Raw genomic sequence first — 12,993 nt, forward strand, 5'->3', positions numbered from 1 at the left:
GTGCTCATGAGCGAGGAGCCCGCCGGCGGTCAGAACCCCCTCTGGGGCCTCATCTCCGGACTGCGCGGGGTGGCGGACAACGTCGTGCGGGCCGCGGGCGCGGCGAACCCGCTCGGCGATCTGCCCGCCCTGCCCGACATCGCCACCCACCCGGGCGCGATGTCCGCCGCGCAGCTCGGGGCGATCCGCACGGCGCTGCAGGCCCAGCGCGACGCCGTCGCCGCCATGCAGAGCCAGCTCGTCGCGTTCGACCAGCAGCTCCAGGTGCTCCAGCGCCTGCTCGTGCCGATGGCGGAGTGGAGCGAGACCTGGGCGCGGCTCGAGGCCCGGGTGGTCCCCGGGACGTCGTCGGACGACCGGTGAGTGGCGAGCCGGTGCTCCCGGACCCGGGGGCGCCGGGCCTGCACGACGTCATGCCGGCCGTGCTCGCCGGGCTCGGCGCGGGCCCCGTCGTGCCCGGGCTGGCACTGCCCGAGGCGCGCGCGGTGGGGCTCCTGCTCATCGACGGGCTCGGACACGCTCAACTGCGCGAGCACGCGCGCGACGCCCCGTTCCTCGCGGCGATGGCGGAGCACGGTCCGCTGCCGGTCGGCTTCCCGTCCAGCACCCCGATCAGCCTGACGACCCTCGGCACCGGGCTGCCGCCGGGCGCCCACGGCACCCTCGGCGTCCGGTTCCGGGTCGACGACCTCCTGCTCGACGCCCTGACCTGGACCGCCGACGGCAAGGACGTGCGCGAGCAGCTGGTGCCCGAGGTCGTCCAGCCGCACCCCACGGTGTTCGAGCGGGCCGCCGCGCAGGACGTCGGGGCCACCGTCGTCTCGTACCGGGCCTTCCGCGGGTCCGGGCTGACCCGCTCGGCCCTGCGCGGCGCGGACTACCGGGGCGTCGGGGCCCTCGGCGACCTCGCCGCCGAGATGATCGAGGCCCTGGGCCGTCCGGGGCGACAGCTCGTCTACGGCTACCACGCGGACCTCGACCAGCTCGGGCACCTCCACGGCCCGGGGTCGCTCGCCTGGCGGTTCCAGCTGCGCCAGCTCGACCACCTCGTCGAGCAGCTCGTCGCGGAGCTCCCCGCCGACGCGGTGCTCGCCGTGACCGCGGACCACGGGATGGTCACCGTGGACCGGAAGCACGACGCCGACACCGACCCTGACCTGCTCGCCGGCGTCGCCCTCGTCGGCGGCGACCCGCGCGCCCGCCTGGTCTACGCCCGCCCCGGCGCGGCCGACGACGTGCTCGCGTCCTGGCGCGGGGTGCTGGGTGACGACGCGTGGATCCGCGCCGACGCCGAGGCGATCGCGCAGGACTGGTTCGGGCCGCTCGACGACGCGCTGCGGACCCGGGTGCCGGACGCCGTGGTCGCCCTGCGGGGCACGGCCGCGGTCGTGCGCTCGGAGGAGGAGCCCCTGCTCTCGCGCCTGCCGGGCCAGCACGGATCGCTGACCGCCGAGGAGCGGTACGTGCCTCTCCTAGTTGCTGATGGCCGGTGAGGCGCCGACGAAGCGGTCGTCGGTGAGCTGGTCGACGAGGACCGACGCGACGTCGGTGCGTGCCATCGGCGCCCCGACGTCGCCGCCGAGGAACCCGGCGCGCAGGGTGCCGTTGGTCGGGATGTCGATCGGCGCGGTGATCCGGGCGAGCGTCCAGTCCAGCTCGGAGGTGGTGACGACCTCGCTGATCCCCTGGATCTCGCGCAGCGCGCCGGGGATGAGCAGGCCGATCCCGACGGGTACGAGCCGGTCGATCAGGCCCGGACGGTCGCGGGGGTCGGGGACGCTGACGGTCGCGAGGGCGATGAGGCGCCGGACGCCGCTCTCGTGCATCGCGGCCACGATCGTCCGCGTCGCCTCGGTGAGCGGGCCACTGCGCAGGAAGGGGTCGATGGCCGGGCCGAGGGCGCTGATCACCGCGTCGGCGCCGTCGACGGCCTTGCGGATCGCGGGGGCGTCGTCCAGCTCGGCGACGATCACCTCGAGGTGCTCGTCCTCCACCGTGAGTTTCCCGGGCGAGCGCACCAGCGCACGGACGTGGTGACCGGCCTCGAGCAGCTGCTCCACGACGAGGTGGCCGATCTTGCCGGTCGCGCCGAACACCGTGACGTCCATGCCGGCGGGTACCCGCGCTCCGCCGGCCCGGGCCGTGGGCGCGCTCACACGATCAGCCGGAGGTGCCGACCCCGCGCGAGAGCGTCGGCCACAGCGCGTCCGGGCCCCCGGCCGCCAGCGTGCGGCCCAGGCGGGTCGCCCAGGCCCGCTCGCCACCCCACTCGTCGCGCCACGACCACAGCCGCCGGGTGAGGACGCCGAGGGCGAACTCGCGGGTCACGCCCATGGCGCCGGTCGCCTGGTGGGCCGCGGCGGCCACGAGCCCGGCGGCCTCCGACGCGACGGCGGACGCGGCGGCCGCGTCCAGCGCGGCGGGCTCCCCGTGCTCGCCGGCGCCCACCGCGGCCGCGCGGGCGGCCATCGCCGCCATCTCGGCCTGCTCGGCGAGGCGGACGAGGTGGTCGGCGACGGCCGGGAACCGCGACACCGGGCGCCCGAACTGCACGCGCTCGCCGGTGTAGGCGACGGTCAGGTCGCGGACGCGGTGCGCCGCGCCGGCGATCAGGGCCGCGCGCGCCAGCGCCCCGCGGCGGGCGAGCGCCTCACGGGCGTCGGGCGGGGCCGGCGCGAGGGTCTCGGGGACGACGCCGTCGAGACCCACGGCGTCGCGGGGCTCGCCCGCGAGGTTGCGTCCCGGCGTGATCGACGCCCCGGCCGGGTCGACGACGGCGACGACGAGACCGCTGCCGGGGTCGTCGGCGAGCAGGACGATCCGGCGGGCCCGCCGCGCCCACGCCACCCGCTCCAGGCGCCCCACCAGCGCCCCGTGCCGCAGGGCGACGGGGCCGGCGCCCGTGGTCAGCGGCCCGTCGGGCAGCGCGAGGTCCGCGTGCGCGAGCAGGCGGCCGGCGAGCAGGCCGGTCTCGGCCAGCGGCACGGGGGCGGCGGCCGCGCCGACCTCCTCGAGGATCGCGCACGCCTCGGCCACCGACCCGCCGGCGCCGCCCGCGTCCTCGGGCACGCCGACGGTGGTGAAGCCGCCGGCGTGCAGGGGGTCCCACACCCCGGGGGCCCAGCCGTCGCGCTCGGCGTCCTCGAGCACGGCAGGGGTGCACCGGTCGGCGAGCACGTCGGCGACGGCCTCGCGCACGGCCGTGACGTCGGGCAGCGCCGTCATCGCGTGAGCGCCTTGGCCGCGATCCCGCGCAGCACCTCGGTGGTGCCGCCGCGCAGCGTCCACGTCGGGGCGTTGAGCACGCACTCGGCCAGCAGGCGCTCGAACATCGTCGGGCCCTCCGGATCGATCTCCCCGCCCGCGGCGTCGCGCAGGGTCTCGACCACCTGCTGCTCAAACGTGGTGCCGACGTCCTTGACCAGCGCGGCCTCCACCGCCGGCGCCTCGCCCTGCTCGAGCGAGCGGGCGACGGCGAGTGAGAGCTGGCGGATCGTCCACATCTGCGCGCCGATCCGCCCGATCGCGGCGGCCCTCGTGTCGTCGACGTCCTCGCCGTGGGTCTCGAGGAACGCCCGGTACAGGCCCAGCACCGACAGGTAGCGATCGGGGCCGGAGCGCTCGTGGGCGAGCTCGGCGGTCACCTGGGCCCAGCCCTTCCCGACCTCGCCGAGGACGCGCTCGTCGGGGACGAACACGCCGTCGAGCACCACCTCGTTGACGTGCTCCTCGCCGTCGATCAGCGGGATCGGCGAGACGCGGACGCCGTCGGCGCCGAGGTCGACGATCAGCTGCGAGAGGCCCGCGTGGCGGTCGCCGGCCTCCGCCTCCGGGGTCGTGCGGCAGAGCACCACCGCGAAGTGGTTGAGGTGCGCGTTGGTGGTCCAGACCTTGGTGCCCGTGACCCGCCAGCCTCCCTCGACGCGCGTCGCCGTCGTGCGCACCGACGCGAGGTCCGAGCCCGCGTCGGGCTCGCTCATGCCGAGGGAGAACCAGCACTCGCCGGCGGCGATGCGGGGGAGGAACCAGCGGCGCTGCTCCTCGGTGCCGAAGCGCAGCAGGGCGGGCGCGGTCTGGCGCTCGGCGATCCAGTGCGCGGCGATCGGCGCGCCCGCCGCCAGCAGCTCCTCGACCACCACGAAGCGCCGCACGGTGCTCGCGCCGGCGCCGCCGTACTCGACGGGGATGGACATGCCGACCCATCCCCGCTCCGCCAGCGCCCGCGTGAACTCCGGGTCGTGGCGGCCGCCGAGACCCAGACCGGGGCGGAAGTCGGCGGGCAGGATCCCGGCGAGGAAGCCGCGCACCTCCTCGCGCAGCCCCTCCTCCTCCGGCGACAGCGCGGACGGAGCGAAGATCATCGTTCGGCCTCCCGGGGTGGCGCGCGGTCGCGCTGTCACCGTGCCGCACCGGGCGACCCGGGGCCAGCCGCAGGTGATCAGGCCCGGGCGCCGGGGTCGCCGTCGGGGATGACGACGCTCGTCGCCGTGCGGGCCGGGGCGCCACGGGTGGACACGGTGTCGACCACCTGGAAGTCGGCCCGCCACTCGCGGGGCGTGACGACGTTGCGCACGTAGCCCCGCCGGCGGTCGACGAAGCGGATGTGGGGGTTCTCGGCGAGCAGCGGGGCGTCGCCCGCCCCGCGCGCGCTGCCGTTCCCGCCGGAGCTGATCGAGGTGGTGACGAGCTCGGTGGCCACGACGCGCGACGACGGGTCGGTGAAGTCCGCCCGCACGTCGCAGGCGAGGGCGGCGTGGACGTCGCCGGTGAGGATCACGGGGTTGGGCGTGCGGGCAGCGACGAGGTGGTCGCGCAGGGCGTCGCGCTCGGCGGCGCAGTCGTCCCAGGAGTCCTCGTCGAGCCCGGTCGCCGGGCCGGCGGTGAGGTCGCGCGGGGAGAAGAAGACCTGCTGGCCCAGCGCGTTCCAGCGCGCGGTCGGGCCGGCGAGGGCCGTCGTCAGCCACGCGCGCTGGTCGGTGCCGAGCATCGTGCGGGCCCGGTCGCGGGGCCGCTCCGGGTCCTGGTCGCTGCGGTAGCGGCGGGTGTCGAGCAGGTGCAGGTCGAGGAGGTCGCCGAAGGTCAGCCGCCGGTGCATCCGCATGTCCGGGCCCTGCGGGCGCTGGGCCCGGCGCAACGGCATGTGCTCCCAGAAGGCCCGGTAGGCGTCGGCGCGCCGGGCCCGGAACACCGCCGGGTCGTCGTCGGGCTCGTCGTCGACCTGCGAGGCGTCGCCGGCCCAGTTGTTCTCCACGTCGTGGTCGTCGATCGTCACGGCCCACGCGGCGGCGGCGTGGGCGGCCTGCAGGTCGGGGTCGGTCCGGTACTGCCCGTGGCGCAGGCGGTAGTCGGCGAGGGAGACGGCCTCGCGGGCCGGGAGGTGGGCGCGGCCGGGGACGCCGGCCGCGGCGCTCTCGTAGATGTAGTCGCCGAGCCAGGCGACGAGGTCGAGGTCGTCGCGCGCGATCGCCGCGTGGGCGTTGTAGTAGCCGTCGGGGCGGCTCTGGCAGCTCGCGATCGCGAACGCGAAGCGGTCGACCCGTGCGCCGGGCGCGGGAGCGGTCCGCGCCCGTCCGGCCGGGCTGACCTCGGTACCGACCCGGAACCGGTAGAAGTGCTCGGCGGCAGGGCGCAGCCCGGCGACCTCGACGTGCACGGCGTGGGCGTCCTCCGCGCGCGCCACCGTACTGCCGCGGGCGAGCGGCGCCCGGAAGCCCGCGTCCGCCGCGACCTCCCACTCCACGAGCACCGGCCGCGACGGCATGCCGCCGAGGCCGTCGGGGGCGAGCGGGTCGGGGGCGAGGCGCGTCCAGAGCACGACCCCGTCGGGCGTCGGGTCACCGGACGCCACACCGAGCGCGAAGGGGGACGCGGTGGCCGCCGGTGCCGTCGCGTCGGCGACCCACGGGGCGCGGAGCGCGACCGCCGCGCCCGTGAGCGCGACCGCGCCGCCGAGCAGTGTCCGGCGCGACACCCCCATGCCGCGTCCCCCTGCAGCTCGACCGTCCGGACGGACCGGGGGAGCGCCGATGGGTCAGGCCCGTCCCCTGCCCACACCAACGGATGACCACCACCGAGCGGTTCGGACGTTCCGTCACCGGACTTTCGCGCTGTGTGACGCCTCGCACAGCTCGCGCACAGGAAGCACCCAGCCGGGGCCGACGGCCGGCTGACCGGGTGCGTGTCGTGAACGCCGCGACCCGTGCCGACCTGCGCCGACCCGACGGCACGCCGGTCCGGGCGCTCGTCGTCGACGACGAGCCGACGCTGGCCGAGCTGCTGTCGATGGCCCTGCGCTACGAGGGCTGGGACGTCCGCAGCGCCGGCGACGGGCTGGGCGCCGTGCGGCAGGGACGGGAGTTCCGTCCCGACGTCGTCGTCCTCGACGTGATGCTCCCCGACATCGACGGCTTCGAGGTGCTGCGCCGCCTGCGTGCCGACAGCCCCGACGTGCCGGTGCTCTTCCTGACCGCCCGCGACGCGGTGGAGGACCGGGTCGCGGGCCTCACCGCCGGCGGCGACGACTACGTGACCAAGCCGTTCAGCCTCGAGGAGGTCGTCGCCCGGCTGCGCGGCCTGCTGCGCCGCGCGGCGGTCGCGACCGCCGTCCGCGGCGACGCGACGCTGGCCGTCGGCGACCTGACCCTCGACGAGGACAGCCACGAGGTCACCCGCAGCGGCGAGCCGGTCGAGCTCACGGCCACCGAGTTCGAGCTCCTGCGCTTCCTGATGCGCAACCCGCGCCGCGTCCGGCTGGCCGCCGCCGCGGGCGAGGACGGCACCGTCACCGTCGTCGGCCTGTCCACCGACGCGCTGGAGGACACCGTCGGCGAGCTGGTGGTCCGCGAGGCGATCATCTTCGGGATCGGCGTCGTGGTCGCCGGCGTGGCCGCCGCCGTCGCCACCCGGCTGACCCTGCGCCCGCTGCACCGCGTCTCGGCCACCGCACGCCGGGTCTCGGAGCTGCCGCTGTCCTCGGGCGAGGTCGAGCTCGCCGACCGGGTGCCCGACGTCGACGCCGACCCCCGCTCCGAGGTCGGCCAAGTCGGCGCGGCGCTCAACCGGATGCTCGGCCACGTGGGCGCCGCCCTCGCCGCCCGGCAGGAGAGCGAGACCCGGCTGCGGCGCTTCGTCGCCGACGCCGGCCACGAGCTGCGCACCCCGCTGGCCGCGATCCGCGGGTACAACGAGCTCGCCGCGCGCCACGCCGACGAGCTGCCGGGCGAGGTCGCGGGCCTGCTCGAGCGGATGGGGTCGCAGACGGTGCGGATGACCGCGCTGGTCGAGGACCTGCTGCTGCTCGCCCGCCTCGACGCCGGCCGGCCCCTGGCGCGCGAGCGCGTCGACCTCGCGCGGGTCGTCGTCGAGGCCGTCACCGACGCCCACGCCGCGGCCCGCGAGCACCGCTGGGCGCTGGACCTCGGCGGCGGGGACGAGGACGAGGACGCCGTCCTGCCCGAGGTCGTCGGCGACCCCGAGCGGCTGCACCAGGTCGTCGCCAACCTGCTCGCCAACGCCCGCACGCACACCCCGCCGGGCACGCACGTCACCGTCGGCTTGCACCCCTCGATCGGCGACGACGGGCGCGCCGTGGTGCGGCTCTCGGTCGCCGACGACGGGCCCGGCATCCCGGCCGACCTGGTGCCCCACGTCGCCGAGCGCTTCGCCCGCGGCGAGTCGGGACGGGCGCGCACCACCGGCAGCACGGGCCTCGGCCTGTCGATCGTCGCCGCCGTGGTGGCCGAGCACGGCGGCACCCTGCGGATCACCAGCCGCCCGGGCGAGACGCGGTTCGTCGTCGACCTGCCCGCGGCAGACGGGACGCCGGACGGTGCTCCCGCCGACCCCGGCGCCCGCCTATCCTCCCGGCCATGACCGAGCCGGCGTCCGACGACCAGACGCCCGACGAGCAGGGCGCGAACGCACCCTCCCGTCCCCCGGCCGTGCCCGCGGAGCCGCCGCCGATCCGCGCGTCCGACGCCGAGCGGGAGCAGGTCGCGGAGGTCGTGCGGACCGCGGTCGCCGACGGGCGGCTGACGATGGTCGAGGGCGACGAGCGCCTGCGCGACACCTACGCCGCGACCTTCCGGCGGGACCTCGCGCCGATCACGGCCGACCTCCGGCCCGTCGACCGCCCGGCCGATCCGGTGCCGGGCACCGACACCTCGATGCGGCGGCCGCTCGGGCGGCTCGACCGGCCCTCGTCGACGACCTCGGTGGGCGTGCTCTCGGGCGCGCAGAAGCGCGGCGAGTGGACCCCGGGTCTCACCCACCGGGTGTTCGCGTTCTGGGGCGGCGCCGAGCTGTCCTTCCGCGACGCGCGCCTCGACGACGCCGGGCTCGCCATCGGCGCCATCGCGATCATGGGCGGCATCACCCTCGACCTGCGCGGCGTCCCGGCCGGCGTCGAGGTGACGATCCAGGCCGTCGCGATCATGGGCGGCATCGACGTCACCGTCGACCCGGACACCACGGTGATCGAGGACGGCGTCGGCTTCCTCGGCGGGTTCGAGGACGGCTCGGGCGTATCGCGACGCCCGGACGGCCCCCGCGTGCGCGTGTCCGGCCTCGCGCTGATGGGCGGGGTGTCGGTGACCCGCAAGCCGCCGTCCCTCGAGGGCGGCAGCGACCGGTCCGCGCTCGAGCGCTGAGCCGCGCTACTCGTCCGGCACTGCCGTGCCAGCCCTGCGTCCACGCTTGCGTTGGACGTCAGGATCGCCACATCCTCGCCGGCGCGACACGCCGAGCACCTAGCGCTGGAAGCGCTGGGCGACCTGGTCGGCGACGTCGGCCACGGCGCGCGCCGCGGTCCCGGTGGCGTCGCTCGCGGCCTGGCCCGCCTTCCCGGCGAGCTCCCCGGCCTTCTCCTCCGCCTTCTCGGCGGCCAGGCCCGCCTTGTCCGCGAGGGACCCGGCCTCGAACGTCGCGTCCGGACCCGGGGTCACGATCGTCTCCTCCCCGGAGTCGAACCGGACGCGGTAGGGCGGGCCGTCCTCACCGAGCACCCCGACCACGGTGCCGACCCTGTCGGGGACGTCGGTGTGGTTGGAGTGCATGCGGATGCGGTCGCCCACGGACGCGCTCACGGGGTCCTCCTCGTCAGGTCGCTGTCTCCCCGCCGGGTACCCCGTGACACGCGAAGGGCACCTCCAGCCGCCTGGAGCGGCCGAAGGTGCCCTTCGCGCAGGACTACTACGAGCGTCAGCCGGCGGTCACCGGGGAGGCGGCGACCGGGTCGTCCGACACCGCGAACGTCAGCTCGCCGTCGGCCACGTCTACCGTGACCGTCTGCCCGCCGTGCAGCTCCTCGGAGAGCAGCATCGCCGAGAGCCGGTTGCCGACCTGGCGCTGGATGGTCCGGCGCAGCGGCCGGGCCCCGAACTCGGGCTGGAAGCCCAGCTCGGCCAGGCGGTCGACGGCGGCCTCGGTGACCGCGATGCCGATGTCCATGGCGGACAGGCGCTCGCGGGTCTCGTCGAGCAGCAGGTCGGTGATCCGGCGCAGCTGCGCGGCGTCGAGGCGCTTGAAGACGATGACCTCGTCGATCCGGTTGAGGAACTCGGGCCGGAACGACTCCCGCAGCCGCGGCATGAGCCGCTCCTGCAGGGACTGGTCCGGGTTCACCGAGGACGGGGCGAACCCGAGCGCCTGCGTGTTCGTGGTGATCAGCTCCGAGCCCACGTTGCTGGTCATGATCAGCACCGTGTTCCGGAAGTCGACCGTACGGCCCTGCGAGTCGGTCAGCCGCCCGTCGTCCAGCACCTGCAGCAGCGTGTTGAAGACGTCGGGGTGGGCCTTCTCCATCTCGTCGAGCAGCACCACCGAGTACGGCCGACGGCGGACCTCCTCGGTGAGCTGGCCGGCCTCGCCGTACCCGACGTAGCCGGGGGGCGATCCGACGAGCCGCGAGACGGTGTGCCGCTCGGAGAACTCGCTCATGTCGACGCGGACCATGCGGTCCTCGTCGCCGAACATCTGCGCGGCCAGGGCCTTGGCCAGCTCGGTCTTGCCGACGCCGGTCGGGCCGAGGAACAGGAAGCTGCCGATCGGACGGTCCGGGTCACCCAGACCCGCCCGCGAGCGGCGCACGGCCTCGGCGATCGCCGCGACGGCGTCGTCCTGGCCGACCACACGCTCGTGTAGCTGCTCCTCGAGCGCGAGCAGGCGGTCCCGCTCGGTCTCGGTGAGCTGGCTGACCGGGATGCCGGTCGAGCGCGAGACGACCTCGGCGATGTCCTCGACGGTCACCTCGAGCACGCCGGTCTGACCGGAACGACGGTCGGAACGGGCCTCTTCGAGCTGCGACTGGGCCTGCGCGATCTCGTCGCGCAGGGCGCCGGCCCGCTCGTAGTCCTCGTCCGCGACGGCCTGGTCCTTGTCGCGCTGCAGCGACTCGAGCTTGCGCTCGAGCTCGCGGGAGTCGGTGTGCGGACCCTTGGCCCGCAGCCGCTTCCGCGCGCCGGACTGGTCGACGAGGTCGATCGCCTTGTCGGGCAGGAACCGGTCGGTGACGTAGCGCTCGGACAGCTCGGCGGCCGCCGTGAGCGCCTCGTCGGTGAACCGCACCTGGTGGTGCGCCTCGTACCGGTCGCGCAGCCCGTGCAGGATCGCGATCGTGTCCGCGACCGAGGGCTCGGGGACCATCACCGGCTGGAAACGACGCTCGAGCGCCGCGTCCTTCTCGATGGACTGGCGGTACTCGTCGAGCGTGGTGGCGCCGACGATGTGGAGCTCGCCGCGGGCCAGGGCCGGCTTGAGGATGTTGCCGGCGTCCATGCCGCCCTCGGACGAGCCGCCCGCGCCGACGACCCCGTGGATCTCGTCGATGAAGACGATCAGCTCGTCGGAGTGCTCGCGGATCTCGGTGACCACCTTGGTCATCCGCTCCTCGAAATCACCGCGGTAGCGCGTCCCGGCGACCATGCCCGACAGGTCGAGCTGGACGATCCGCTTGCCCTCGAGCTGCTCGGGGACGGCGCCGGCGACGATGCGCTGGGCGATGCCCTCGACCACCGCGGTCTTGCCGACGCCCGCCTCGCCGATGAGCACGGGGTTGTTCTTGGTGCGGCGCGACAGCACCTCGAGGGTCTGGTCGACCTCGTCCTCGCGGCCCACCACCGGGTCCAGCTCGCCAGCGCGCGCCTTCGCGGTCAGGTCGACGCCGAACTGGTCGAGGGTCGGGGTGCTGGAGTCGGCGTTGTCGCCGCCACCGGGGCCACCCTGGCCGGCGCTCGGGCGCTGACCACCGGACGCGGCGGAGCGCTGCAGCGACTGCGGGGTGACGCCCTGGGCGCCGAGCGCGCGGCCCACGGGGCTGTCGTTGTTCGCGGCCAGCGCGAGCACGATGTGCTCGGGGCCGATGTAGCTGGAGCCGAGCGCGCGGGAGATCTGGTGCGCGTCGAGCAGGGTGCGCTTGGCCGTCGGCGTCAGCGACGGCGGCTCGGTGCGTGCCTCGCCGCGCGGCAGCTGCTCGTCGGCGGTGCGGGCCAGGGCCTCGGGGTCGGCGCCCGCGCCCGAGAGCAGCTGGCGCAGCGGCGGCACCTGGGTGACGACGAGCAGCAGGTGCCACGCGTCGAGGTCGGTGTTGCCCCGCTCGGCGGCCTGCTGCGCGGCCGCGCCGACGAGCTGGCGAGCCGGCTCGGTCATGAGCTGGGTGATGTCGATGCGCTGGACGCCTCGGGGGGACGACCCGCCCAGGAAGGAGGCGAGGAAGTCGTCGAACGGGCCGGACCCGGCGCCACCGGGCCCGAAGGCGCTGGTCATGAAGCTCCTCAGTGGGGGTCCACGCCGGCTGGGGCGCCGGCACTGTCCCTGTCAGCGATCGCAGGGATCGATTCATTCCTGAGTCGGGTCGACTCATGTCACACCCTGGAGGGTGAGCGGACTCGGCTCAAGCCCGGGGCTACCCGCGTCACGGCATCGACACGCGTCGGACGGGCACCCTGACCTTCATGAGCCGCTCGACCACTGCAGGGACCGTGACCGCCCGCGAGGTCCACCTCGTCCGCCGCCCCTCCGGGTTCCCCGAGCCCGACGACTTCGCCTTCGTCGACCGCGAGCTCCCCGAGCCGGGCGAGGGCGAGGTCCTCGTCGCCAACCACGACTTCTCCGTCGACCCCTACATGCGCGGTCGCATGAACGACGTCCCCTCGTACGTGGCGCCGTTCCGGCTGGACGAGGCGATGGACGGGCGCTCCGTGGGCGAGGTCGTCGCGAGCCGCAGCGACGACGTCGTGGTCGGCGACCTCGTGACGGCCAACCTCGCGTGGCGCACGCACGGCGTGGTGCCGGCGAAGCAGGTGCAGAAGGTGTCGGCGCCCGAGGGCGTGAGCCCGTCGGCGTTCCTCGGCGTGCTCGGGGCGCCCGGCCTCACCGCCTGGGTCGGCCTCCTGGACAAGGCCGCGTTCCGCGAGGGCGACGCGGTGTTCGTCTCCGGCGCCGCCGGCGCGGTCGGCAGCCTCGTCGGGCAGTTGGCGAAGCTCAAGGGCGCCTCGCGCGTCGTGGGCAGCGCCGGCAGCGCCGACAAGGTGGCCTGGCTCACCGGCGAGCTGGGCTACGACGCGGCGTTCAACTACAAGGACGGCTCGGTCACCGACCAGCTCCGGGAGGCCATGCCCGACGGCGTCGACGTGTACTTCGACAACGTGGGCGCCGACCACCTCGAGGCCGCCATCGCGTGCGCCAACGACTTCGCCCGCGTCGCCGCCTGCGGCGCGATCGCGCACTACAACGACACGGAGGAGAACCCGACCCCCGGGCCGGCCAACCTCTTCCAGATCGTCAAGAAGCGCCTGTCGATCCAGGGCTTCATCGTCACCGACTCGATCGACCGCATGCGCCCGTTCCTCGAGGAGGTCACCCCGTGGGTGGCCGAGGGCCGCGTGAAGTTCGCGGAGACCACCGTCGAGGGCATCGACCGGGCCGTCGAGGCCTTCCGCGGCATGCTCCGCGGCGAGAACACCGGGAAGATGATCGTCAAGGTGTGAGGGGCCGGAG

The 12,993-nt window shown here is 75.4% G+C and carries 11 protein-coding genes and 1 pseudogene; 6 read left to right on the forward strand and 6 right to left on the reverse strand.

Going from position 1 to position 12,993, the window contains the following annotated elements:
* The first annotated feature begins 6 nt into the window (after positions 1–6).
* The gene (locus PH191_RS17820) at positions 7–363 is read left to right on the forward strand and encodes a hypothetical protein (RefSeq protein WP_274195965.1); all 357 of its coding nucleotides are present in this window, start codon (positions 7–9) and stop codon (positions 361–363) included.
* Positions 360–1,493: an alkaline phosphatase family protein gene (locus tag PH191_RS17825; protein WP_337994071.1), complete on the forward strand. Its 1,134-nt coding sequence runs from the start codon at positions 360–362 to the stop codon at positions 1,491–1,493. Before PH191_RS17820 ends, PH191_RS17825 begins: the two co-directional genes overlap by 4 nt.
* Here the strand turns inward: PH191_RS17825 and PH191_RS17830 are convergent.
* The 4 genes from PH191_RS17830 to PH191_RS17845 all read right to left on the reverse strand — a co-directional run bounded on the left by PH191_RS17830 (position 1,473) and on the right by PH191_RS17845 (position 5,977).
* On the reverse strand, positions 1,473–2,156 hold the full coding sequence (locus PH191_RS17830) for an NAD(P)-dependent oxidoreductase (protein WP_274195966.1): 684 nt from the start codon (positions 2,154–2,156) through the stop codon (positions 1,473–1,475). The two genes, PH191_RS17825 and PH191_RS17830, sit on opposite strands and share 21 nt — an antisense overlap.
* A 4-nt stretch (positions 2,157–2,160) precedes the next feature.
* Positions 2,161–3,225, reverse strand: coding sequence for an acyl-CoA dehydrogenase family protein (locus PH191_RS17835; RefSeq protein ID WP_274195967.1), 1,065 nt, complete (start codon positions 3,223–3,225; stop codon positions 2,161–2,163).
* Complete coding sequence (locus PH191_RS17840; protein WP_274195968.1) at positions 3,222–4,361, reverse strand: acyl-CoA dehydrogenase family protein; 1,140 nt, start codon at positions 4,359–4,361, stop codon at positions 3,222–3,224. Before PH191_RS17840 ends, PH191_RS17835 begins: the two co-directional genes overlap by 4 nt.
* 77 nt (positions 4,362–4,438) lie before the next feature.
* Positions 4,439–5,977 carry an alkaline phosphatase D family protein gene (locus tag PH191_RS17845; protein WP_274195969.1) on the reverse strand — a complete coding sequence of 513 codons (1,539 nt, stop codon included), beginning with the start codon at positions 5,975–5,977 and terminating at the stop codon, positions 4,439–4,441.
* Positions 5,978–6,174: 197 nt separating this feature from the next.
* Between PH191_RS17845 and PH191_RS29970 the strand changes: the two are divergent.
* The 3 genes and pseudogenes from PH191_RS29970 to PH191_RS17855 form a co-directional block, all read left to right on the forward strand.
* Positions 6,175–6,747, forward strand: a pseudogene (locus PH191_RS29970) (response regulator); the annotation flags it as partial.
* Positions 6,727–7,872 carry a sensor histidine kinase gene (locus PH191_RS17850; RefSeq protein WP_337994076.1) on the forward strand — a complete coding sequence of 382 codons (1,146 nt, stop codon included), beginning with the start codon at positions 6,727–6,729 and terminating at the stop codon, positions 7,870–7,872. The pseudogene PH191_RS29970 and the gene PH191_RS17850, both read left to right, overlap by 21 nt.
* The gene (locus PH191_RS17855; RefSeq protein ID WP_274195971.1) at positions 7,869–8,648 is read left to right on the forward strand and encodes a DUF1707 SHOCT-like domain-containing protein; all 780 of its coding nucleotides are present in this window, start codon (positions 7,869–7,871) and stop codon (positions 8,646–8,648) included. The genes PH191_RS17850 and PH191_RS17855 overlap by 4 nt, the downstream gene beginning before the upstream one ends.
* Before the next feature lie 99 nt (positions 8,649–8,747).
* Here the strand turns inward: PH191_RS17855 and PH191_RS17860 are convergent, their stop codons facing one another.
* On the reverse strand, positions 8,748–9,083 hold the full coding sequence (locus PH191_RS17860) for a DUF1918 domain-containing protein (RefSeq protein ID WP_274195972.1): 336 nt from the start codon (positions 9,081–9,083) through the stop codon (positions 8,748–8,750).
* Between the two features lie 115 nt (positions 9,084–9,198).
* Positions 9,199–11,760, reverse strand: a complete 2,562-nt coding sequence (locus PH191_RS17865; protein WP_274195973.1) for an ATP-dependent Clp protease ATP-binding subunit — start codon at positions 11,758–11,760, stop codon at positions 9,199–9,201.
* A 188-nt stretch (positions 11,761–11,948) separates the two neighbouring features.
* Between PH191_RS17865 and PH191_RS17870 the strand changes: the two genes are divergently transcribed.
* Positions 11,949–12,983 carry an NADP-dependent oxidoreductase gene (locus tag PH191_RS17870; protein ID WP_274195974.1) on the forward strand — a complete coding sequence of 345 codons (1,035 nt, stop codon included), beginning with the start codon at positions 11,949–11,951 and terminating at the stop codon, positions 12,981–12,983.
* The last annotated feature ends 10 nt before the right edge of the window (positions 12,984–12,993 follow it).

Origin of the sequence: Actinomycetospora callitridis (assembly GCF_028737265.1) — a bacterium.
Lineage (GTDB): Bacteria > Actinomycetota > Actinomycetes > Mycobacteriales > Pseudonocardiaceae > Actinomycetospora > Actinomycetospora callitridis.